General features: G+C 28.4%; 22 protein-coding genes. 2 read left to right on the top strand and 20 right to left on the bottom strand.

The window, feature by feature from the left end:
* Nucleotides 1-60 precede the first annotated feature (60 nt).
* On the bottom strand, nucleotides 61-942 hold the full coding sequence (gene pepI / locus KGF39_RS07710; RefSeq protein ID WP_227821836.1) for a proline iminopeptidase: 882 nt from the start codon (nucleotides 940-942) through the stop codon (nucleotides 61-63).
* A 464-nt stretch (nucleotides 943-1,406) separates the two neighbouring features.
* On the opposite strand from pepI, the gene KGF39_RS07705 reads away from it, so the two are divergent.
* Nucleotides 1,407-2,381 (top strand): aromatic acid exporter family protein, encoded by a 975-nt coding sequence (locus tag KGF39_RS07705; RefSeq protein WP_227821835.1) that lies wholly within the window; start codon nucleotides 1,407-1,409, stop codon nucleotides 2,379-2,381.
* A gap of 290 nt (nucleotides 2,382-2,671) precedes the next feature.
* Here KGF39_RS07705 and KGF39_RS07700 read toward each other — a convergent pair whose 3' ends face one another.
* The 19 genes from KGF39_RS07700 to xylB form a co-directional block, all read right to left on the bottom strand.
* Nucleotides 2,672-3,523 carry a MurR/RpiR family transcriptional regulator gene (locus tag KGF39_RS07700; RefSeq protein WP_227821834.1) on the bottom strand — a complete coding sequence of 284 codons (852 nt, stop codon included), beginning with the start codon at nucleotides 3,521-3,523 and terminating at the stop codon, nucleotides 2,672-2,674.
* Nucleotides 3,524-3,539: 16 nt separating this feature from the next.
* Entirely contained in the window at nucleotides 3,540-4,460 is a 921-nt protein-coding gene (locus KGF39_RS07695) for a BadF/BadG/BcrA/BcrD ATPase family protein (protein WP_227821833.1), read from the bottom strand.
* 109 nt (nucleotides 4,461-4,569) lie between these two features.
* Nucleotides 4,570-5,484 (bottom strand): N-acetylmuramic acid 6-phosphate etherase, encoded by a 915-nt coding sequence (gene murQ / locus KGF39_RS07690; RefSeq protein ID WP_227821832.1) that lies wholly within the window; start codon nucleotides 5,482-5,484, stop codon nucleotides 4,570-4,572.
* Between the two features lie 79 nt (nucleotides 5,485-5,563).
* Nucleotides 5,564-6,232 (bottom strand): phospho-sugar glycosidase domain-containing protein, encoded by a 669-nt coding sequence (locus KGF39_RS07685; protein WP_413927075.1) that lies wholly within the window; start codon nucleotides 6,230-6,232, stop codon nucleotides 5,564-5,566.
* Between the two features lie 23 nt (nucleotides 6,233-6,255).
* Nucleotides 6,256-6,426, bottom strand: a complete 171-nt coding sequence (locus KGF39_RS20210; protein WP_413927074.1) for a MupG family TIM beta-alpha barrel fold protein — start codon at nucleotides 6,424-6,426, stop codon at nucleotides 6,256-6,258.
* Between the two features lie 232 nt (nucleotides 6,427-6,658).
* Nucleotides 6,659-8,005 carry a PTS sugar transporter subunit IIC gene (locus KGF39_RS07680; protein WP_227821831.1) on the bottom strand — a complete coding sequence of 449 codons (1,347 nt, stop codon included), beginning with the start codon at nucleotides 8,003-8,005 and terminating at the stop codon, nucleotides 6,659-6,661.
* A gap of 80 nt (nucleotides 8,006-8,085) precedes the next feature.
* Nucleotides 8,086-8,394, bottom strand: a complete 309-nt coding sequence (locus tag KGF39_RS07675) for a PTS sugar transporter subunit IIB (protein WP_054274952.1) — start codon at nucleotides 8,392-8,394, stop codon at nucleotides 8,086-8,088.
* A 263-nt stretch (nucleotides 8,395-8,657) separates the two neighbouring features.
* Entirely contained in the window at nucleotides 8,658-9,056 is a 399-nt protein-coding gene (locus tag KGF39_RS07670) for a hypothetical protein (RefSeq protein ID WP_227821830.1), read from the bottom strand.
* Between the two features lies 1 nt (nucleotide 9,057).
* The gene (anmK, locus tag KGF39_RS07665; protein WP_413927031.1) at nucleotides 9,058-10,209 is read right to left on the bottom strand and encodes an anhydro-N-acetylmuramic acid kinase AnmK; all 1,152 of its coding nucleotides are present in this window, start codon (nucleotides 10,207-10,209) and stop codon (nucleotides 9,058-9,060) included.
* A 330-nt stretch (nucleotides 10,210-10,539) separates the two neighbouring features.
* Complete coding sequence (locus KGF39_RS07660; RefSeq protein WP_227821828.1) at nucleotides 10,540-10,722, bottom strand: hypothetical protein; 183 nt, start codon at nucleotides 10,720-10,722, stop codon at nucleotides 10,540-10,542.
* A 197-nt stretch (nucleotides 10,723-10,919) separates the two neighbouring features.
* Nucleotides 10,920-12,077 (bottom strand): MFS transporter, encoded by a 1,158-nt coding sequence (locus KGF39_RS07655; RefSeq protein ID WP_227821827.1) that lies wholly within the window; start codon nucleotides 12,075-12,077, stop codon nucleotides 10,920-10,922.
* Between the two features lie 2 nt (nucleotides 12,078-12,079).
* On the bottom strand, nucleotides 12,080-12,547 hold the full coding sequence (locus tag KGF39_RS07650; protein WP_227821826.1) for a PTS glucose transporter subunit IIA: 468 nt from the start codon (nucleotides 12,545-12,547) through the stop codon (nucleotides 12,080-12,082).
* A gap of 13 nt (nucleotides 12,548-12,560) precedes the next feature.
* The gene (locus tag KGF39_RS07645) at nucleotides 12,561-13,049 is read right to left on the bottom strand and encodes a hypothetical protein (RefSeq protein WP_227821825.1); all 489 of its coding nucleotides are present in this window, start codon (nucleotides 13,047-13,049) and stop codon (nucleotides 12,561-12,563) included.
* A gap of 13 nt (nucleotides 13,050-13,062) precedes the next feature.
* Nucleotides 13,063-14,394: a 6-phospho-alpha-glucosidase gene (locus KGF39_RS07640; protein ID WP_227821824.1), complete on the bottom strand. Its 1,332-nt coding sequence runs from the start codon at nucleotides 14,392-14,394 to the stop codon at nucleotides 13,063-13,065.
* Between the two features lie 14 nt (nucleotides 14,395-14,408).
* The gene (locus tag KGF39_RS07635; RefSeq protein ID WP_054274963.1) at nucleotides 14,409-15,974 is read right to left on the bottom strand and encodes an alpha-glucoside-specific PTS transporter subunit IIBC; all 1,566 of its coding nucleotides are present in this window, start codon (nucleotides 15,972-15,974) and stop codon (nucleotides 14,409-14,411) included.
* A 169-nt stretch (nucleotides 15,975-16,143) separates the two neighbouring features.
* Nucleotides 16,144-16,929, bottom strand: coding sequence for a MurR/RpiR family transcriptional regulator (locus tag KGF39_RS07630; protein ID WP_107596036.1), 786 nt, complete (start codon nucleotides 16,927-16,929; stop codon nucleotides 16,144-16,146).
* Nucleotides 16,930-17,096: 167 nt separating this feature from the next.
* Nucleotides 17,097-18,296: a S41 family peptidase gene (locus KGF39_RS07625; protein ID WP_227821823.1), complete on the bottom strand. Its 1,200-nt coding sequence runs from the start codon at nucleotides 18,294-18,296 to the stop codon at nucleotides 17,097-17,099.
* 522 nt (nucleotides 18,297-18,818) lie between these two features.
* On the bottom strand, nucleotides 18,819-20,156 hold the full coding sequence (gene xylA, locus KGF39_RS07620) for a xylose isomerase (protein WP_227821822.1): 1,338 nt from the start codon (nucleotides 20,154-20,156) through the stop codon (nucleotides 18,819-18,821).
* A gap of 104 nt (nucleotides 20,157-20,260) precedes the next feature.
* Nucleotides 20,261-21,808: a xylulokinase gene (gene xylB / locus KGF39_RS07615; RefSeq protein ID WP_227821821.1), complete on the bottom strand. Its 1,548-nt coding sequence runs from the start codon at nucleotides 21,806-21,808 to the stop codon at nucleotides 20,261-20,263.
* Nucleotides 21,809-22,015: 207 nt separating this feature from the next.
* Here xylB and KGF39_RS07610 point away from each other — a divergent pair, with 207 nt between their 5' ends.
* Nucleotides 22,016-23,197: an ROK family transcriptional regulator gene (locus KGF39_RS07610; protein WP_227821820.1), complete on the top strand. Its 1,182-nt coding sequence runs from the start codon at nucleotides 22,016-22,018 to the stop codon at nucleotides 23,195-23,197.
* Nucleotides 23,198-23,367: the final 170 nt, after the last annotated feature.

Below are 23,367 nucleotides of genomic sequence, written 5' to 3'. Positions count from 1 at the left end.
CTCATGAACTAAAAAGTTCATTTTGAGACACTCATTTTTTTATATAAATTTATATAATTTTTAATCGTTCGCATCTAACCACTCAGTTAGGACTTTTATATATTTATCATTTTCTTCAACGAATGGCATATGTCTTGAATACTCAAATAACTCCCACTTACTATTAGGAATTCTATCGTACATAGTTTTTGCAATATATGGTGAACATAAATCTATTGCTCCACTAGTTACTAGACAAGGCTCTTTTATTTCATGTAATCTATCTGTAAATTCATATCCAGAAAGAGTTCCTGTAGGAGAAAATTCATTTTGTCCCCATCCTACAATATATGCTTCAGAACCTGATTTTTTAGGTCTTCTTAGGCACTCTGGAGAATCTTCTGTTACTTCACCTACACAATACATTTCCATAAATCTTTCTAATGCCTCATTATATTCTTTACTAGAGTAGTCTCCAGTATTTACTGCATCAAGCAATGCTTTTTGGTCAGCTTCACTCATATATGATATTCTTCTTTTTTGTTCTTTCTCCCAAAGCTTTGCAGAAGAAAGAGTAGATGAAAGGATGTAAGACTTAATACCTTTTGGCTTATATTCAATAGCATACCAAATAGCCTGCATGCCTCCCCAAGATTGACCTAATAGATGAATTTCTTCAAGTCCTAGATGCTTTCTCAGTTCAATAAGCTCCTCTATCCAAGTGTCAGCATTAAATAGCTCAGGATGCCCTTCTACAAATGAATTTCCACAACCAATTTGGTCATACATTATTACTTGTCTACCACTTTCGGCTACCTTGTCCAATACTTCAAAATAGTTGTGTGTAGAACCTGGACCTCCGTGAAGTAATACCAATGGTTTCTTCCCTTCTGTATTTTCTCCTACTATACGGTAATAGGTTTTAAAACCTTTAAAAGGCATATATCCTTCAGTAATTTTCATGTTTATCTCCTCCAATTTTCTATTGTGAACAGTAATTAAGTTCATTAATAAAACTATTTAAAACTTCTTATACATATTTAATTATGTATTTTAATCTTTATGCCTACTTTTATAAATAGTATAACATAAAAGTTAAAAATCTCTATACTAAACCAATTATAAAATCATATTAACTATATAATTTTATTTTTTTAATAATAGTATATACATCTTTGATTATTTTTATTTGATACTTTAATAGTAATCTTAAATTTTCTTTCTATAATAAACTACTTCTATTTTATAGGCTCATGTCAGTTTCTAAATTTAAAATTTTTAAAAAAATTTTCATAAAATAAAAATATATTGATTGTATTCAAATAAATAGGGCAATAAAATAATTAAGTATAGTTAATTGTCTTTTAAGCAATATTAGTTTTATGTTAAAATTATCTTTATTATATTGATTTACAGGAGGTTTGTATTTGAATAATATTAATTCACTTAAAGTAATAAAATTATCTCTTGGATGTTCTCTTGCTATATTTATTGCTTGGCTATTAAAATTAGAATACTCAATGGTTGCTGGAGTTATAGTACTACTTACAGTAAAAGACACTAAAAGAGAAACTCTTAAAGGCTCCATTGGAAAGATTTATGGTTTTCTTTTATGTACTATTTTTTCATATTTATGTTTTAATATTTTAGGATATAATTTGACTTCATTTTCAATATTTATATTTATAATTATACCACTTTGTTTTTTATTAAATATTCAAGATGTTATTGCTATGTGTGTAGTCATAGCATCCCATTACTTTCTTCAAGGAGAAACATCTATTAAGTGGATTTTAAACGAAGCTGGAATATTTGCAGTAGGGACTGGAATAGGTGTCGTAATAAACATGTATATTCCAACAAATATACATAAAATCTATGAGGTTCAAAAAAAGTTACAGAAAGAAGTGAGCATTGTACTTATAGACATTGCAGATATTATTGTAAATCCAAAAAAAGAAAATGGATATAGTAGAGATTTATATACATTAAATTCACTTATTGACAACAGTATTTCTGAAACTTACGATAATATTAATAATACTTTATTAAGTGATACCAGATTCTTCTTAGAACATATGAATATCATAAAAAGTCAACGTGATATCTTAGAAAATTTGTATAGTTATGTATCTCAACTAAATTCTACACCACCACAAGCTCATATTCTATCTGCTTTCATACATAAGATAGGTTATACTGAATTTGAAGCTGAAACAGGAAATCTTCTTCTTGAAGAATTGAAGAGATTAATGCTTAGTATGCAAAACCAACCTCTACCTGTTGACAGAACAGAATTTGAAAATAGGGCTATTTTATTTTTTTGCTTAACTGAATTAAAACAGTTTCTAATTAACCGTAAACGTGCCCAAGTTCTTAGAGATAATAATTTTTTTAAATAAAAATGATAGAAATCCAGTAGTTGACCCAACTACGAAATACCAGATATAATGTTAAATGCGCCCCAACAAGAGGGCGCAATGTTTATAATTTCTTCTACTGTCATAATTAAATCATTATTCATATCGAATATACATTACTTGGCCAATTCCAGTATTAGCTTTTTCATCAATGATTTCTATTTTAATAGTCACATCATTTTTTTACAATACTTTGCTAATTCTGCCCCAGAACGGTTCTTATCGACTTATACTTATCTAATTTCACTGTTTAGTTGATATATAACCTAATTTTAAGCATTATCAATATTTAAATAATCAAGTATCCTTTTTGTTTCTTGTAATTTCTGTTCTGCCTCATTTAAATTTTCTTGAATTATAGAAATATAGATTATGTCTATCAATGTAAGCATTGCTATTCTTGAAGAAATAGCACCTTCTCTGAGCCTTTTTTCTATATTTGGCACTACTAGTTTTAAGTCACTAATCTTACTAAGATGATTATCACTATATTTAGTTATACAAACAATCTTACATCCTTTTAATTTTGCATTTTCTATAGACTTTATTACTTCTTTTGATTCTCCAGAATAAGATATTGCTATAGCTATATCTTCTTTATCTACATTTGAAGATACCATAAGTTGTGTATGACTATCTAAAGAGGTAAATGCTTGTTTATTTATCCTTAAAAGTTTCATCTGTAAATCTAATGCAACTAAAGCCGAACCTCCTACTCCAAAAATATATATTTTTTTAGCCTTTATTATCTGTTCAACAGCTTCTCTTATTACATCTTTTTCATTCAACAATCTTGTTTGGTTGATAGTCTCTATGTTTTTGTTTGTAATTTTATTTATAACACTATCTATATTGCAATCATAGTTTTCATCTACATATGTGTATTCATTCTCTTTCCCCATCAAATCTTTAGCTATCTCAATTTTTAAATCCCCAAAACCCGAATAGCCCATTTTTCTAGAAAATCTCACTATACTTGCTGTACTCGTTTTTGAGTTTGATGCCAATTCTGATACAGAAAGCTTACTAATAGTTTCTGTATTATTCAATATATAATCAGCTATTTTTTTATCTACTTCTGTTAAATCTTCATATATTTGTTTTAACTTTAAAATACAACTCATACTCCACCGCCTCTACCTATTTACTATAATATTTCTTCTTAGCAAGTAAACATGCTCCTAAATCTGGAGTCAACACTGGCCTCACTATATCAAATCTCGCCTTATTCAAATATTTTTTAAGTGGTTCTAATATCAAATCTCCTGACTTAAATACTCCACCTGAATAAGATACCTTTATCTTTGTACCTTGTTCAAAATGATGCTCTAATCCTATTATAAGCCTACTTAGTTCATAAGCTGCATCATCAAATATTTTACTAGCAGTATTATCACCTTCAATAACCGCTTTTAAACATATAGTAGCAAACTTTGCTATTTCTATTCTATCTCCTTTTATTTCATCATTTACATATTTTATTATGTCATAATCATTCCCTATATCAAGATGTCTTTTTATTAAATCGTATAATTTTGTTTTTGAACACCTTCCATCAGACTGCATTGTGAACATTTTTAGAGTAGCCATTCCTATATAATACGCTGACCCTTCATCTCCTAATACATAGCCCCATCCTCCACATCTGTGAAGATTCCCATCTTTATCTAAAGCCTGTGCTATTGAACCAGTACCTGCAATTATATTTATACCTTTTTCTCCATTTAAAGAACCTGCTAATGCTATTTCTACATCATTGCCTAAAGTATAATTTATATGACTATATGCATTTTTTGTTGCTACTTCTAATGCGTATAATACTTCTTTTATTTTTCCATATCCAGCAAGTCCAACAAATGCATACGTTATTTCTTCTACATTTATCTTAGCATCTTTACAAACTTCTTCCAACCCAGTTATTAATAATTTTGTTAGATTATCAAATCCTATTTGATTATAATGACAAGTTCCTTTGGTTATGTTTCCCACTGTATTTAATTCTTCATCTACTAATGTAAATGTTGTTTTAGTTCCTCCACCATCTACACCTAAAAAATACATACTATCCCCCTACAATATTTTTAATAAATCTTTCAATATTTAATACTTAAAAATAACCTCCCAATACCATACTTTTAATATTGAAAGGTTATCAGCATTATTATTTATTTTACAATATTTCTATTGATTTTAAAGCTTCACTTATATAACCTTCTTGTCTATCAAGTATATTTTTTGCACTATCCTTATCTATACCACTTTTTATCATAAATATAGCTAATTTGACACTATTATCTGCTTCTTCTAAGAACTTTTCTGCAACATCATATTCTACACTTGTAGCTATCATTATTATTCTTTTTGCTCTTTCAACCAACTTTTCATTTGATGTCTTAACATCTACCATTAAATTTGAGTATACTTTCCCCATCTTAACCATAGAAGCTGTTGTCAACATATTACATACCATTTTTTGAGCTGTACCACTTTTCATTCTAGTTGAACCCATTATTACTTCTGCTCCTACTATAATGCTTATTGGTAAATCCGCTTTTTTACTCATTTCACTATTTGGATTCATAGTTATGGATAATACTGCACATCCCAATTCCTTAGCATATTCCATAGCTCCTATCACATAAGGAGTTCTTCCTGATGCAGCTATACCACATATAACATCCTTAGAGGTAACTCCTCTATCTATTATATCTTGCTTTCCAAGTTTTTTATCATCTTCAGCACCTTCTACTGCTTTGAATATTGCTTGATTTCCACCAGCTATTATAGCTTGGACAAGCTCAAAATCAACTCCGTAAGTTGGAGGACATTCTGTGGCATCTAGTATTCCTATTCTCCCACTAGTACCTGCTCCTATATAGAATAATCTACCTCCTTGTTTCATTCTATCTACTATTATATTAACAGCTTTTGCTATACTTTCTTTTTGTTCTTCAACAGCATAAGCTACAGTTTTATCTTCGTTATTTATTAATTCTATTATGCCTAATGTATCTTCTTTATCTATTTGTAATGTATTCTTATTTCTACCTTCTGTAACTAGGTTTTCCAAAGTTTTTATTAACATATCATTTCCTCATTTTCTTAATATTAAATTTTTAAACACATTTTAATTTTAGTCTTCATAATTATATCTCAATAATAAATTATTTTGTTGAAGGCTTAAAACTAAACTTTTGCCATGGTTTAATATAATCCAATATAAATAATTCTTCTTTTCTTATACATCCTACTACATTCGATTTACCACTGTTTTTCATATCAGTCAAAGCTATTTGTAACTCCCCTGCATAGTGTCCATATTCACTACTTTCAATTACTATATCTCCTCTTTTTATCATTTTAGGAGCATTGAATAATTCAAATTTGTATCCTTTATATTTAACTCGAGATTGAGTAGACCTTATCATATTGTCAGATATGTCCCCTCTATTAAAATGTATTTCTTCAAAGAGTATCTTTTTCTCAACTTCTTGTATATTTTCTTCCATTATTACATCAAATGTAACCATATCTTTTCTCATAGAACCTAATACATTAAGCTCCTCATATGTTGGATAACAATTTGATATTATTATATCGTTTATATTAATCATAGCTATTATATGCTTTACTTGAACATCTATAGGTAAACTTCTGTGCATCTCAATTGTTGGAAGTCCATCAGTTACAGGCCATGGTCCAAATGTATTTTCATTTTGACTTGTTACAAAAACTGCTGTTCTTAATCCATCTGCCTTCGTCTTTTTAAAAAAAGTTAAATCTTTATAACTTATTTCTAATTCCTCAAATACCCTAGGATTTACATCAAGTATTACTTCAAAACCTTTAAACTTAGCTATTCATTTATACTCTTAAATTTTTTAATTATATTTTCTTTAGTATCTTTAACTGATAGTAAACATGAAAACATGCGTGTAAATCCACTTTCAGCAGCTTTATATATATAATCATATATTTCCTTAGAGGTTGTCTTTTCTGGATAAATTGATATTTCTAATCTTCCCATCTGTGTCATCTCCTTATATCCTATATGTGTTTAAATTTATTTCGAAATACACGAAACTTTTTTTAAAATTCAGCGAAAAAAAGTTTCATATATATTTACAAAAAAAGAAAAGTTTACCTTTTCTTTTTTCATAAATAATCACCAAAATATCCTTGTTACTTATTTCAAAATTGTTATACTTTAAAATTTATACTAATTTAATAAAGTTTCTAATTCTTAATATAGTTTCTAATTAATAAGCTTCTTGCTCTCCAACTTTTTCTTCCTGAAGTAACCTCTTATCGTACATCTTAACAAATGGATAGTATATTATTATTGATATAGCTATACACAATAAATTAAGAACTGAAGCTCTCCAATCCCCACCAGTGGCTAAGTATGCCCCTACTGGACCTGGTAATGTCCAAGGGGCAGTAACTACTACTCTAGACACTAAATTAGCACTCATCGCAAACCATGAAATTGTACCCATTACTATTGGTGCTACAACAAATGGTATTATTAATATTGGATTTAATACTATTGGAGCTCCGAATATTATTGGTTCATTTATATTGAATATTGCTGGTATTACAGTTGCTTTTCCTAAAGATTTTCCATAAGCTGATTTTGCTCTAAATGCAAGAAGTAGAGCTAAGCCTATTGTAGCTCCAGAACCTCCAATCCATATAAACCATTGAAAGAATGGCTCAGCAGCAATACCTGGAACTGCTTGACCTGCAGCATATGAAGCTGTATTAGCATCTAATAATTGTATCCATAAAGGTCTTGCTAATGAACCTATTATTGATACACCATGTATTCCAAATGACCAAAAAAATGTTATTAAAAATATTAATATAATTACTGATGGTAATGTGTCAGTAGCTGAAACTAGTGGAGTTATTAATTTAGCTATGAATCCATGCCAATCAAATCCTAAGAAATAAGTAACAATAGCCATTAATAATATTATTAATCCTGCTGGTGTCAGAGCTTCAAAAGACCTTGTGACTGATGCTGGAACTGCTTCTGGCATGGTTATCTTGAACTTAGATTTGTCAGTAAATCTATAAATCTCAACACCTATTATAGACGTTATAATAGCAACAAACATTGAACCTCCACCAAGATTAGCCATTGGCATTTGCCATCCTTGAGGAATTGAATTATACCAAGCTAAAAGTTCTGGACTCTTTTCAACTATCTTTAATAAATCAGGTGTGAGACCCTCTATTGCAGTAGGAACTATTGTCAAAAGGAATGTAGCTGTAGCTAATAAACCTCCTGTCAATCCATCTAACTTATATGACTTTGCCAAACTATAACCTATACCAAATGTAGAATATACTGATATAATAAAAAAGGTCATTCTATATGGTAGTAATATTGTAACTGCATTTGCCTTTAGATACTGAGTCACTCCCCATGAATCTGGTAGTGGAGGAAATGCTAATATTAAGAAAAATGACCCAACTATTATAAGTGGTAATGAAGCTACGATTCCATCTCTTACAGCCCTTAAGTGACGTTGTTCTGCTAGTCTGGCCATAGATGTTGATAATTTAGTGTCTAAAAATTCTGTAAATTTATCTAGCATCTTTTCTCTCCTTAATTAATATTTATTTTTATTATCATTAAAATTTTTGTAAAATTAACTTTCTTCTACTATACCAACTGCTATTCACTCAACAGCTCTTGAACTTGTTTTAGTAACTTTGGTCCTCCTAATGGACTATAAGCTTGTGCTTGTATTAATGCACATGGTACACCAACTTCATCAGCAAAACCTTTTAAATAGTCAAATCTATGTCTGACTTGTGGAGCTACCATAGCAATATCCCATCCATTTTTAACTTCATCCTCAAACTCTTGAGTCCCAACAGCTAAAACATCTATATCTATTCCATTTTTTGCTCCTTCTTTTTGTAATGCATTAACTGCTATAGCACTTGACATCCCTGATGAACAAACAAATAATACTCTCATATTTATTCCTCCTTGTTTTTTTATTTCTTTCCAATCATTATAGCATGTATTTTTGATTACAGGAATACATTTCCATATACTTTTTCATAATTTACAAAATTTATTGTAATTTTATTTCATGTATTTGTATCTTATTTTAATTGATTTATATACCTAATTATTCTTTTTACCAAAATTACACACGACTTCAAATACTTATATCTTTTCTTACAAAAATAAAAAAGACTATCTCATTATTAACATAAAATAGTCTCCATACTTTTTTAAATATGTATTCCTTTATATATCCAGAAGTAACCTATTATTGCAAATGATAAGGCAAATAAAATATACAGCCTAAAAAATCCTAAAGAAAAACCTCTCTTAGTTTCAACAAAGTATCTTGTATATGCAACTGCAAAAGATGTAATTAATGAATTTCCTACAACAACTCCCAATCTATTATCTATTCCAAATATAGATAATAAAAAAGGAAAAACTACAGTACTTACTAGAGATGAAACTATTAATATTAGCCCACTTTTAAAACTTATAGTCGGAATATTATAATCCGTTTTTTGTTCTTTCTCCATTTGTCTTTTAGTATTTTTATTACTTTTTATACTTTTGGAATCTTTATAATTATTATTTTTCTTTCTTTTATTTTTTTTATTAGTAGACATGCTATTTACCTCCAAAAGGTTTAGGTGTTATATTACCTAAGATAACTTTATTTTTAGCCCCTGTTGCAGATATTACATTAGAAAAAGAATTATTTAATGTTTCATTCCCCAAAATTACAAATGCCAAAGCCTCTTTTGCATCAGAAGAATACCCATATTCATCCTGAGTTAATACTTCAACCCCTAATAATAGCTCTTTTATATATCTTATTAAAGTTATATTATGAGCTCCTCCACCTCCAATTAATAAAGTATCTATATTAACCTTTGGAAGTATGAAGTTTTTATAATTATAGTATATAGTTTTTGCTGTAAACATAGTTACTGTTGCTATCAAATCATACCTATCTATATGTTTATATTTGCTAAACATATTATCCAAATAGACTTGTCCAAATACCTCTCTTCCAGTACTTTTGGGTGGTGCTTGACTAAAATATTTGTGACTCATCAAATCTTTCAACATTTCTTCATTAATTTTACCTTCTGATGCAAAGTATCCATTTTTATCATACTTTTTATTAAATAATCTTTGACATACTCCATCTATTATCATATTTCCTGGACCTGTATCAAATGCAAATACATCATCTATGTTACATGATTTAGGTATTATAGTAATATTTCCTATCCCACCAATGTTTTGAAGTGCTACATTTTTATTGTTATCACTATATAATAAAAATTCACTATATGGGACTAATGGAGCACCTTCTCCACCTGCTGCCATATCCATTACTCTAAAATTAGATATTACCTTTGTATTTGTTTCATATGCTATAACTGCTGGTTCACCTATTTGAAGTGTTGAAGATATGAAATTATTATAACTTCTTGGTATATGGAAGATTGTTTGACCATGAGATGCTATAAAATCCAAATTTTCTATATGAAAATTTGCTTTATGGCATACTGATTTTACAGCCTTACTAAATAAATATCCAAGCTTAAAATTTAAGCTACAGATTAAATCAACACTCGATTCCTCTTCTATACAGCACTTTCTTATTTCGTCTTTTATATCTTTAGGAATTTCTAAAGTTATAAATTCTATTTGCTTAATTTTAGTATTTCTACCATTCCCAGTAATTTCAGCTAATACTGCATCAACTCCATCTAAGGAAGTCCCTGACATTAAACCTACACTATACATAGTTATCATCCTTTAATTTTATAGTTATTTTATACTAAAAATCCTTATATATTGTTATACAACTCACATATTATCATCTCTAAATTTTGCTCTATTATAATATCTTTCATGTAGTTATTTATTCTCCAATCAAATTATTAAGTTTACTAATTTTAGAATTAATCTTATTACATCTTTGATTATAATAATTTATTCTTACAAAATGAATTGAATTGATTTTATATGTGGCTTTACCTTAGCTAAATCTTATCTTAATTAATTTTCAGTGTCAATGTGATTTTATGTAACTTTTTTTCATAAGTTAAACATATTTTCTCTTCAAAACTATATTCAAATAATTATTATAAATATAGAAATAAATATTAAAATAGCATACAGTATAGCTTCTATGCTAAGCCCATTAGATACCTTTATATCAAATCCAGATAACTTTACTATCACTACCTGAAAAAATCTGGATGTTATTATCCCTATAATTATACCTGTTACACAAGAACTTATTCCTATAAGCATATTTTAAAGGTTTTATATAGATAAATCCTTAAGTAAATATTACATTTTAACTGCTAGCATTACACTTTTGTAACATAGAATATAGGCTATTATAATCATAATAGAAATGTCTCAAAATAACAATTTAAGTCGTACCTTTTTTGTATAAAAAAAGAAAAGAGGCTCCTAAGAAGCCTCTTTTCCATGTGATAATTATTTTATTTCAAAAGTTTCTTTTTTAAACATACTATCAAGCCATAAGCTAAGCATCCAAAAAGACTTAATACCATCAATGTATAATTATAACCAATATTAATACTCAAGAAGCCAGCAACAGTTGGAATAATTAGAGAAGAGCCTCCCATAAATATACTTAAAGCTATTAACTGGCTACTACTTCTAAGTTTTTTAGGAGAAACTTCAAATATTAATGTTTTTGAAGTAATTAAAATTAAAGGAGTAGAAAACACTTGAAAAACACACAGTATAATAATTATATTTGAATCACTTGCTAAAGCAAATAATAAAAACTGAGTTGTTATCATAATAGCACTTAATTTTAATAAGTTTAAACTACTATATTTTTTTAATAAATAAGAGCCAGCCAAATATGTTGGTATCTCTAATAATGACTGTAAAGACCACTTTAAAGATATTTGAGAATTTGTAGCATTTAAAGTTATCATTTTATCTATTACAGTACAGTTATTTGCTACCACCATTGAGTATAGTAGAAATAAAATACATACTAGTAAAATATATTGCTTATCTTTTAATAATTCAACAATATCTTTTTTAGTTACATTTATCTTCTTGTCAATCTTTTCAATATCAGGTAATAACAATATATTTATAATAAGTAATACTACAATTAAACCAATAGCTACAGATAATCCAAAATATGAGAACTTAAGAATTAGGTAAGAAGCTACCATACTTCCAATAGCCCATCCAATTGACCCAAAAGTCTTAATAAACGACAAATAATTACTAATCCTATCTCCACAACCTATTATCCATGTATCGTATAAGCTACAACAAGTATTTAATAATCCTCCTGATAAAGCAACAAGTAATAAGTATATTATAAAGGTTGCAGATTCAGTAGAAAACATAATAACTGATGCAATTCCATAAACTGATAGACTAATTAAAACAATTTTTTTCATTGTTTGATACTTATCAGCTAATACCCCAAATAATAATTGAAATAATATATTGGTTATTGCATAACTCGATAATATAATTCCTCTTTCAAATGCTGAGTAACCTAATTTTGATAAAAAAGGTGTGAATTTTGTTGACGCAAAAGCAAAAATAATATATGAGAGAAAATAAAATATGATAAATCTAAATTTAATCGATTTATTAATCATAATCAATCAAAACTGATAACTTTAATACCACTATTTCCTTCCTGATTTAAGTTTGAAAGATGATATTTTACCTTATTAGGATTCTCTATAATAGCTAAAGGAATATATAAAGTACTTTCAAGTAACTTGTTATCGATTTCTACTAACTTTTCCCCCATATTAACTTCTTGACCTCGTTTAACTTCTAATTTAAAGTTTTCTGTTTTTGTTGTTGCACTATCTAATCCAATATGAATAAGAATTTCAACATCATTTTGTAATTTAATTCCTATAGCATGGTTAGTTTGAGCAATAAAACTTATTATCCCTTTAGTTGGTGATTTAAGAACATTGTCCTTTGCTATCATAGCAAATCCATCCCCCATTACCTTAGTTGAAAATACTTTATCAGGAATTTCTTCAAGATTAATTATTTTTCCATCAATATAGGAATTAATTGTAATTGCTTCTTTTTTTCTTTTAAAGAACATTATAAACACTCCTCTACATAATTAACTTTATTCTGATTATCATTACAAATAACGATATTAAGCATACTGCAACTGAGGAAAAAAGAGCTTTATAGCTCTTTCCCCATTGTAGTTTTTTAATACTGCTTATGATTTGTTTAATTCCAACAAATTTATAAACATAGGTAAACATGATAACAATAGTTATTGTGTAAATTTGAAATACCTGTCCTAATAAGACTAAATAGAAAGCAATCATGTTTTCTTTTATATCTTTATTCTTTTTTATATTATAAATAACATATGCACTGTATACTGCACTAAAGTTAGAGACTAAATTTAAACTTGCATTAACATCATTATTTAAAAGTTGTGAAAATGAAACATTTGTAAATAATGATGTCAATTCTAAATACACTATATACAGAACAGGCAATATTAGAAAATAACCCATTATCACTGAAAGAAATATATTTTCATCTTTTAATACTACTGTGATATTTTTTATTTTATTTGTTATCATGTTTTTATTCTCCTTATTTAAAAGTTGGCCAGAAATCCTTATTAGCCACAATCATTTCATCTAAGATTTCTTTTGCTACTTTTGCACTTGGAACAGTTTTACTCATAGTAAATGACTGCCATAATTTTTGATAGCTTTTGTCTATCCATGCTTCTACAGCTAATTTTTCAGAAGCAACTTGTTGTTCCATTAAACCTTTTTGGAAAGTTGGAATTTTACCTATAGACATAGGTTCAACCATATCTTTTCCAACAAGACAAGGAATTTCAACCATTGCATCATCTGCAAAATTTTCAATAGCTCCATTATTAGGAACAATCAGTAAAAATCTTTCTTGAGTATTAAATGCTAATGCACACGCTAATTCAACAATAAATTGAGAATGTTCACTTGCATCAAACCATGTATCTCTTGCTGTACCATTTTTTACAATTCTTTCACATTCTTCAAATGTATCTTTCTCTCTTCTATCCATAATCTCATTTGCTCTTGTATAATTTGGATTAGCATGTTTAACAGTTTCATCAGCCATTAAATAATATTTTAAATAAGTATTAGGTAATGTAGTTGGTTCTATTTCTAATAAGTTCTTTGCCGCTCTCATAGTTTCTAACCAACTAGATTCTTTGTGTTGACCTTGAGGTGTAAATTCCTCATATCCCTTTTTAGCACAATATTCTTGTAATTTAGGCATTAAATCATTTCCTTCTTTATCTTTAATACTTGTCCACCATCCAAAATGATTCAATCCATAATATCTAACATCAAAGTCTTTACGAGAATTTAAACCTAAAACTCTAGCAAATATTTCCTCTAAACATACCGGCATATCACAAATATTAATAATTCTTGAATTTGGTCTTAATACACGGCATGCTTCTGCAACTATAGCTGCTGGATTTGAATAATTAAGCATCCAAGCATTTGGAGAATATTTTTCCATATAATCAATCATTTCTATAACTGGACCTATTGTTCTTAATCCATAAGCAATTCCACCTGCTCCACAAGTTTCTTGACCAACGACCCCATATTTTAGTGGAATTTTTTCATCTTGTTCACGTAAAGCATATAAACCAACACGAATTTGTGCCATTACAAAATCAATATCAGTAAATGCTTCTTCTGGATTTGTTGTATAACTAAATTTAATTTCTGGATTTTTCTCTCTAACAATTATTGCACATGCTTCAGCAACTTTTCTTTGTCTCTCATCGTTATTATCATATAATTTAATTGATTCAATAGGAAATTTATCAACACTTTCAATTAACATTGTTACAATTCCAGCAGTATAAGTACTTCCCCCACCAGCAATTAGTATCCTCTGTCTTTTTCTTTCCATCTTTATCTCTCCTTTTATAATAAATTTTCAAATTCTTCTCTTACACTTGGTACTGAAAGCCCAATAATAATCTGAATAGCTTTTCCATTATGCACTAAACCATGTGCACCTACTGCTTTAAAATCTTCTTCTTTAGAAATGATTGAATCATCTTTCAAAGTTAATCTCAATCTTGTAGCACAGTTTGTAACATCTACAACATTTGCTGCTCCACCAACTAATTTTATGTATTCAGCCGCTTGTTGAGACGCTTTACTTAATTTATTTCCTTTTTCATCTTTAGTTTCTAAATACTCATTTTTAGTATATAGTTTTGTTTCTTCAGTATCTTCCTCTCTACCAGGAGTTTTCAAATCGAATTTCTTAATTAAGAAAGTAAATACAAAGAACCAGATAAATGAAAATATAATCCCTACAACAACTTGAATAATATATACCTTCCAGTGATACATCCCAAGTGGAAGCCAATTTAATACAACCCAGTTAATAATTCCTCCACCAAAATCACCAACAACCCCTAAGGCAAATGAAATCGTTTGCAAACACGCATCTAAAAATGCATGTACTAGGAATAAAAGTGGAGCTACAAATAAAAATGTAAATTCTAACGGTTCAGTAATTCCAGTTAATACTGCAGTAAGAGTAGCAGGAATCATTAAACCTAATACTTTTTTCTTTTTTTCCGGCTTTGCAGTCACATAGAAAGCACCAAATACACCTAATGAACCAAACACCTTTGATAACCCAGATAATGAGAATCCAATTGGATACATTTCCTTTAGAGTATGAGTTGAAGTTTGAAAGTTCTGAATATGAGTAGCCCAATATACTGATGTACCACCTGGAACAACAACACTATCATAACAGATTGGTGCATATACAAAATGATGTAACCCAGTTGGTATTAAAATCTTTTGTAAGAATGCATAACACCAAACTCCTATATTTCCACTATTTATAAAAAATGTTTGTAAATGCCTAATAACATTTTGAACATGAGGCCAAATAAAGCAAGTTAATAATGCAACTGGTATCATAACAAAGAAACAAATTGCAACTACAAGTGATGAGCCTCTAAATAATCCAATAAAATCTGGTAGTTCTTTATCATAAAATCTATTATGAACATAAATAACAATGCCTGATATTAATAAAGCACCAACCATACCAGTATCTAATGTTTTAATACCAGCAATGCTTACAAGTCCACTTCCAGCACTTATTTCAGCTGCAAAATCAACCCCAAAGCTTTTTCCCCAAAAACTTAACATAGAACCTACGAAATAATTAAAAGTCAAGTATGTTGCTAAAGCTTCCATGCAAGCTCTTGCTTGTTGCTTTTTTGCAAGTGCTATTGGTAAAGAAATAGCAAATAATAATGGTAATTGATTAAATACCATCCAAGCTCCACTGGATATTACTCCCCAAAATTGGTACCAAATATTTTCCGGTGTAGCAAGCGAACCCATAATTGACTGATTTTGAAATACAATTGAGAATCCAACCATTATCCCAGCGAAAGCAAATAATAGTGTTGGTGTAAACATTGCCCCTCCAAAACGTTGTATTTTCTTCATCATATAAATTACTCCCCTCCTTATATTTTTATTTTATCTTTGGCCTTAGATATCTATTATTTTAACAGGTTAATAAATATATACAATCTTTAGGCTATATTCGGAGCTTATTCACAATCAAATAAGTTTTTGCACATTTTTATGTTCAAATTTTCATAAAAAAAAAGAATGACTACAATTTGCAATCAATCCCTTCTGTAATCATTCTATGTCTTTTATAAATACTATATTTAATAAATAATAACTCAATCAATATAAAATATAACATTGTCAATTTATAACTAGGGTGCATTTGTAAAAATGAGATATTAGTTGCTGAAATATAGATTGATTCATCACTTAAATCAGTTAATGTATTATTTTTAAACTCTGTAATTGAAATTATTTTAGTTCCTATTAATTTTAATCTTCTAGCAATATTAAGTGTATTTTCATTCTCACCACTTAGGGATATAATAATCATAACATCATTTTTACTGACAATATTGTAAAAAGAATCATCAAATGTTCTTCCTTCAAAATCATATATTATTTCTTGACATGATAAGAACATTCTCTTTATCTGTTTTGCAACCACATTTTGAATATCCCCTGAACCATAAGCATATATTGTTTTTGATTCATAAAGAAGTTTACATAATGCATCGTAATCTTTATTTTTTTGGTCTTCAACATACTTAATTATTGAATTACACGCAATATCAAATGACTGATTTTCTATAACATGAACCTTTTCTGATTCCCAGCTTAATAAGACTTTAAATTCACTAAAACCTTTTAAATCTAATTTTTTAACAAATCTTGTAATAGTTGCACGAGATACATTACATTTCATAGCAAGTTCATTTATTGACATCTTACTACAATGTTTTTTATTTGCAGTTATATATTTCCATATTAATAAATCTGTCTCATTCAATTTATTATAATTTAAAAAAATCATTTCTTCTAATCTCATAAACTATTATCCCCTTCAATTAAAAATCGTCATAAATATTATACCAATATTCAACATTAAATTACAGCATATTCTTATATTTCCTATTTATCCTATAAAATTGACTATAAGAAATACTACTATAATTGATGCTTTAAAAAAAGGTAGTTTTAATTCTATTCTTTTATCTAATAATTAATATTTTCAAGTTCTAGTGCTTTTCTTATGCAACTATCATCTTTAAAATCAGCAGTCCTTTTACAATCTTTTACTTTAAATTCTGGAATAGTTTTAAATTCCTCATCACATATTCCATTCTTATTTAAATACATACAACTTGCCATTCTAACTATTAGACCACTACTTTTTAAATTAAACAATACAGGGTCTATACACCCTCCATCTCCGCCAGTAGTTTCACCCACTAAAGTTGCAAATTTAGTTTCTTTACAAAACATTGCAAACGACTCTGATGATGAATATATCTTTTTATCGACAAGTAAATATATATTACCTTTAAATTTTAAATCCTTCGTAGATTTTATGGTATAAGAAGTATTTTCAAAACTACTAAAATCTTTTATAATTTCTTTGGGAGCATTTTCTTTTACATTTTGTGGTAAATTATTTATAGGCTCTAATTTTATACTTCTTGCATTGGTGTATTTTTTTACTATTTTATTGTTATTTCTATAAATTCTATATCCATTTATTTTAACATCATTTTTTATAAGTTTAGATACGATTCCTTGCCAACAACTATCACTTCCGCCTGAATTACCTCTTATATCAATAATTAAAGCCTTATGTTTTTCTAAAGTGTTAATATAATCTCCAATTACCTTTAAATCATTATCTATAGGCCCATTCTTTGACGACATTGATGGTAAATACATATATCCAATTTTACCCTCAACGATATCCTTTAAAATCAATTCTTTTTTTACAAGAATATCATTTGGCATTTTTATTTTAGGATTTATAGAGTCATATCTATCTACAACTTTTTTATCATTAAGAAAATCATACCAATCATTATTAGAATATGATTTCTTAAAAAGTTCATATCGTTTCTTATTATCTATTAATTCTGTATGTTTATTATTTAAATCAGATAATATAGATGACAGTTCTTCTATAAATTCTTCATCATTTTTAGTACTTTTTATTCTTTTTGTATATTCATCCTTATTTTCTAACCAATCAATATTATTAAGCCTTTTATTTACATCTAGATATGGATATCCTGTTTTTATAACATTATATACATAATTAAAGTCATCTACCTTTTCCTCTTCAGATAGTTGATTCTTTTGAGAATAAGTAGAATTACCTAATAAAATTATAAATACTGAAATAACTATTGAAAACACTATTTTCTTTTTCATTCAATTCTCATCAACTTTCAAATTATATATTTTAATACATTGTATCATTATTTTATTATCACCTAAACAACTAAAAGAAATTCCTGAAGATATATTCCACGATTACTCTCTTTAAAAAATTTTTATTTGTATTTTCAAAATTATTTCTTGCAAGTTATAAAATAACAATCATATTTAAACATCTATTTTTCCACCATGTCCTGAAAGTAAATTCTTATCAGTGATATGCTAAAAAAGATATCCTAAAAAACTTATCCATTATGATGGCTTAAATTGAGATACTTTACTGATTTTTGGTTATTAGTTAAGAAAGATATTGATAACTAGAAATATTGATAACTATAGAAATGATTATTTTTGATAGAAATTTTAAGGATATAAACTAATTATACTTAAGTCTATATCCTTAATTTATCAAGATTATGAGAATTTTTACAAATATTTATCTTTATCTGTTTTAGAATAAAAACAAGAAAATATTCTTTTATTTTATTCAAACATTCAAATTTAATAACTACATAATTACTTATTAGAAATTGTATCTACTTCATATATATATCTGTTAAGTATAGCTTCTAGCATTTCTTGTCTTCCAGACTTATTCTTTATAACTGGCATTTGCAGTGCATAAGATTCTAGCTCTTTAAATCCAACCTTAGCATCTACTATATCTTTACCTATACCTTCACTAAAACTTGCATATCTTTCTTTAGTAAAGTTTTCAAATACCTCATCTTCTAATAATTTATGAGCTATTAATAATCCCTTTGCAAATGTATCCATCCCTGCAATATAAGCTAGGAATAAGTCTTCTACCTCAAAAGATGCTCTTCTTACTTTAGAGTCAAAATTAAATCCTCCTGGTGCTATTCCACCTTGCTTTAACACTTCATACATAGCAAGTGTTGCATCATATATATTTGTTGGGAATTGGTCTGTATCCCATCCTAATAATAGGTCTCCTTGATTTGCATCTATACTTCCTAAAACATTGTTTATTCTTGCTATATTTAATTCATGTTGGAAAGTGTGACCTGCAAGTGTTGCATGGTTTGCTTCTATATTCATTTTAAAGTATTTATCTAGACTATACTTTCTTAAGAATCCTAAAACAGTAGCAGTGTCAAAATCATATTGATGTTTAGTAGGCTCTTTTGGTTTAGGCTCTATTAAGAATTGTCCAGTAAACCCTATTTCCTTAGCATAATCTACAGCCATTTGTAAGAATCTCGCAAAGTTATCCATTTCAAGTTCTGTATTAGTGTTAAGTAAAGTTTCATAACCTTCTCTTCCACCCCAAAATACAAAGTTTTCTCCTCCTAAATACTTAGTTACTTCCATAGCTTTCTTAACTTGAGCTGCTGCATAGGCATAAACATTAGCATTACATGTTGTAGATGCACCATGTACAAATCTCGGATTTCCAAACATATTAGCAGTTCCCCATAATAACTTTATACCTGTTTCTTCCATTTTAACTTTTATATACTCAACTATTTCATCTAATATCTTATTTGTTTCTTCTAAATTTCTTCCTTCTGGAGCTATATCTCTATCGTGAAAACAGAAATACTCAATTCCCATTTTAGACATAAATTCAAATCCTGCATCAACTTTAATCTTAGCTATCTCAATTGGGTCTGTCATATTATTCCAAGGTCTCTCTACTGTACCTACTCCAAATGGGTCATTACCTTCTCCACATAAAGTATGCCAGTAACTCATTGCAAATCTTAAATGCTCTTTCATAGTCTTATTGCCTACTACTTGTTCAGGATTGTAGTATCTAAATGCTAACTCATTATTAGATTTTGGTCCTTCAAATTTTATCTGTCCTATTCCTTTAAATATCTCACTCATTTTATATCCTCCCAATGTTTTACATATATGATGTATGTAATATTTTTTCTTAATTAAAAATTATTTTTATTTTTATCTTTCTCTTTATTTTTAAGCTATTTTAACTATTTATCTTTAAAATTAACTGCTTCATCCAATAACTTAAAATCTTCTTTCAAAGATTTGTATATTTTTTTATACAATCTGTGATATCTCTTATATATATCTACATTTTCACTTATTGGCTCTAATTTAGTTGAAGTTTTTATTATAATATCACAAGCTTTTTGTACATTTTCGTATATTCCAGCTCCTACTAATGCAAGAATTGCCACCCCAAGTGCTGGTCCTTCACTTGAATTTATAGTATACACATCTTCATTAAACATATCTGCTTGCATCTGTCTCCATACTTTACTTTTACCACCCCCACCTGAGGCTCTTACTTCATTAACTTCTATATTAAGGTTTTCTATTATCTCCATACAATCTTTAAGACTATATGAAACACCTTCCATTATTGACCTTGCCATTTCTTTTTTAGAATGGATTGGAGATAGTCCAAAGAATACACCTCTTGCATAAGGGTCAAGATGAGGAGTTCTTTCTCCCATCATATATGGTAAGTAAAGTAGTCCATTACATCCTGTTGGTACTTTAGCTACTTGACTATTTATAATCTCATATACATCTTCACCTAAAGAATTTGAAACTTCCACTTCACTTTGGCAGAAATTATCTTTAAACCATTTTAATGATAGTCCAGCTCCTTGAGTAACCCCCATAACATGCCATGTATTTGGTATTGCATGACAAAAAGTATGAACTCTACCTTCTTTATCAATTTTTGGTTCTTTTGTATATGCAAATACTACGCCTGATGTACCAATAGTAGATGAAACTACTCCATCCTTAACTATTCCATTTCCTATAGCTCCTGCTGCTTGGTCTCCAGCTCCACCTACCACTATTGTTCCTTCTTTAAGCCCTGTCAAGTTTGCTACTTCTCTAGTTACATATCCTGTAACCTCTTGAGATTCATAAACTTTACCTAAAAGATTTTTATCTATGTTTAACTTTTCTAGTACTTCATCACTCCAATCTCTTTTTCTTATATCGAGTAACTGCATACCACTTGCATCTGACACTTCTGTAGCATATTCACCTGTCAATTTGTATCTTATATAATCTTTTGGAAGAAGTATTTTATTAGTATTTTTATAAATATCAGGTTCATTATTTCTAACCCATAATATCTTTGATGCTGTAAATCCTGTAAGCGCTGGATTGGCAGTTATTTCAATCAGTCTTTCTTTACCTACTAAATTGGTTATTTCTTCACACTCTTTTACTGTTCGTTGGTCACACCATATTATAGAGTTTCTCAATATGCTCCCTTCTTTATCTAGCATAACTAGACCATGCATCTGCCCTGACAACCCAATTCCTTTTATAAGTTCACTATTTATATTTGAACTTTGAATTACACGTCTTATAGATTCGACTACAGCTTCCCACCAATCATTTGCATCCTGTTCTGCCCAGCCTGTTTTCTCCTGTATAATCGGATATTCATATGTACAACTTTTTATAGTATTTCCTAGTTTATCAAATAAGACTGTTTTAGTACCTGATGTACCAATATCCACACCTAATACATACTTCAACTTCATCCCTCCTTGAAACACCACTTCATAATTATCGTTTTCCTACCCTATTTTTTTATATTTTAGGTATATTTTACTTGCTTTATTTTTGTTAGTATATTAAACTAACTTATGAACTAATAATAAAATATTTAATTATCTTTGTCAATGCAAAATAACCTTTTATTTTTGTCTAAAAAGTATTACAATATTATTTTAAGGAGGAATATCAAATTGGTTACTGATAAATACACGATTCGAGAAATGAATGAAAGATTGGTACTTGAACAAATTATAAAAAATGGTCCTATTTCTAGAGCAAGTATAGCCTCTACTATAGGATTAAATAAAGCAACTATATCTGCTATTACAAAAAAACTTATTGATGAATCTCTGGTTCATGAAATAGGAATTGGAAATAGTACTCATAGTGGTGGACGAAAACCCATACTTTTAGTATTTAATAAATGCTCAGGGATTTCTTTAAGTATGGATATTGGATATGACTATATATTTTCTTCTCTATCTTACTTAGATGGAACTATTATAAATTCTAAGAAATTAACAGATATACAAGTAAATAAAGATAATGTTATACAGTTAATAGATGAAATTATAGATAGTTATAACACGTCCAAAATAGACACTCCTTATAAGGTAATAGGTCTCACTTTGGCTATACATGGGATTACTTGTGAAAATAAAATATTGTTCACTCCATATTATAATCTTAATGAGATTGACTTATATGGTATCCTTAGTAAAAAATATGACTTTCCTATCCATATAGAAAACGAAGCAAACTTGACAGCTTTAGCTGAGAGTACTTTCTCAACTGTGCATAATTCACTACTTAGTCTTAGTATTCACAGTGGATTTGGTTCAGGCATTATAATAAACAATAAATTATATAGTGGTAGAAATGGTATGAGTGGCGAAATTGGTCACACTATTATCATGCCTAATGGTAAACTATGTCCTTGTGGAAACCGTGGCTGTTTAGAACAGTATTGTTCAGAGAAAAAAGTGTTTGAACAGCTTTCTTCTTTAGAAAATATTCCTAAAATAGATTCTAATATGTTAAAGCAATTATACTATGAAAATAATCAAAATACTAAAAAAGTTATCCATGAGTTTTGTAGTTACTTATCAATAGCTATAAATAACGCTATTGCAACATATGCTCCTGAGATAATATATTTAAATAGCCAAATAATCAGAGATATCCCTGAAATATTACAAATTACAAAAGACATGTTAGTTAGCTCTTTTAACAAGGGGATAAATATAGAAATTTCATCATTAGGGTCTGAGGCATCTCTCTATGGTGGCTCTGCTGTAAATATTAAGAGCTTTTTGAATATACAAAATTTAACCTTAATGAATGAAATAAATGAGAAGATAGCTGTACTATAATATCAAGTAATCTGATAACTAGCTTAAACAAGCTAGTTACATTTTTAATTTTTAAACGAACTAATGCTATTATCTATATTAAAAGGTAATAGAATAATAAAAAAATATAACTACATCTAAATCAACATTTACAACAGATGAATCACTTCTTAAATCACTTTATTTAATAG

The organism is Clostridioides sp. ZZV14-6345, assembly GCF_020657775.1.
GTDB classification, from domain to species: Bacteria; Bacillota; Clostridia; order Peptostreptococcales; family Peptostreptococcaceae; genus Clostridioides; species Clostridioides difficile_D.
Note: the sequence above shows the minus strand (reverse complement) of the source record. Positions and strands in the feature narration are given on the sequence as shown.

What these genes read in the sequence shown, in the direction of transcription:
- pepI (WP_227821836.1), bottom strand. Translation starts at nt 942, where the DNA reads ATGAAAATTACTGAAGGATATATGCCTTTTAAAGGTTTTAAAACCTAT.
- KGF39_RS07700 (WP_227821834.1), bottom strand. Translation starts at nt 3,523, where the DNA reads ATGAGTTGTATTTTAAAGTTAAAACAAATATATGAAGATTTAACAGAA.
- KGF39_RS07695 (WP_227821833.1), bottom strand. Translation starts at nt 4,460, where the DNA reads ATGTATTTTTTAGGTGTAGATGGTGGAGGAACTAAAACAACATTTACA.
- murQ (WP_227821832.1), bottom strand. Translation starts at nt 5,484, where the DNA reads ATGTTAATAAAAACTTTGGAAAACCTAGTTACAGAAGGTAGAAATAAG.
- KGF39_RS20210 (WP_413927074.1), bottom strand. Translation starts at nt 6,426, where the DNA reads ATGGGAAGATTAGAAATATCAATTTATCCAGAAAAGACAACCTCTAAG.
- KGF39_RS07680 (WP_227821831.1), bottom strand. Translation starts at nt 8,005, where the DNA reads ATGCTAGATAAATTTACAGAATTTTTAGACACTAAATTATCAACATCT.
- KGF39_RS07675 (WP_054274952.1), bottom strand. Translation starts at nt 8,394, where the DNA reads ATGAGAGTATTATTTGTTTGTTCATCAGGGATGTCAAGTGCTATAGCA.
- KGF39_RS07670 (WP_227821830.1), bottom strand. Translation starts at nt 9,056, where the DNA reads ATGTCTACTAATAAAAAAAATAAAAGAAAGAAAAATAATAATTATAAA.
- anmK (WP_413927031.1), bottom strand. Translation starts at nt 10,209, where the DNA reads ATGTATAGTGTAGGTTTAATGTCAGGGACTTCCTTAGATGGAGTTGAT.
- KGF39_RS07660 (WP_227821828.1), bottom strand. Translation starts at nt 10,722, where the DNA reads ATGCTTATAGGAATAAGTTCTTGTGTAACAGGTATAATTATAGGGATA.
- KGF39_RS07655 (WP_227821827.1), bottom strand. Translation starts at nt 12,077, where the DNA reads ATGATTAATAAATCGATTAAATTTAGATTTATCATATTTTATTTTCTC.
- KGF39_RS07650 (WP_227821826.1), bottom strand. Translation starts at nt 12,547, where the DNA reads ATGTTCTTTAAAAGAAAAAAAGAAGCAATTACAATTAATTCCTATATT.
- KGF39_RS07645 (WP_227821825.1), bottom strand. Translation starts at nt 13,049, where the DNA reads ATGATAACAAATAAAATAAAAAATATCACAGTAGTATTAAAAGATGAA.
- KGF39_RS07640 (WP_227821824.1), bottom strand. Translation starts at nt 14,394, where the DNA reads ATGGAAAGAAAAAGACAGAGGATACTAATTGCTGGTGGGGGAAGTACT.
- KGF39_RS07635 (WP_054274963.1), bottom strand. Translation starts at nt 15,974, where the DNA reads ATGATGAAGAAAATACAACGTTTTGGAGGGGCAATGTTTACACCAACA.
- KGF39_RS07630 (WP_107596036.1), bottom strand. Translation starts at nt 16,929, where the DNA reads ATGAGATTAGAAGAAATGATTTTTTTAAATTATAATAAATTGAATGAG.
- KGF39_RS07625 (WP_227821823.1), bottom strand. Translation starts at nt 18,296, where the DNA reads ATGAAAAAGAAAATAGTGTTTTCAATAGTTATTTCAGTATTTATAATT.
- xylA (WP_227821822.1), bottom strand. Translation starts at nt 20,156, where the DNA reads ATGAGTGAGATATTTAAAGGAATAGGACAGATAAAATTTGAAGGACCA.
- xylB (WP_227821821.1), bottom strand. Translation starts at nt 21,808, where the DNA reads ATGAAGTTGAAGTATGTATTAGGTGTGGATATTGGTACATCAGGTACT.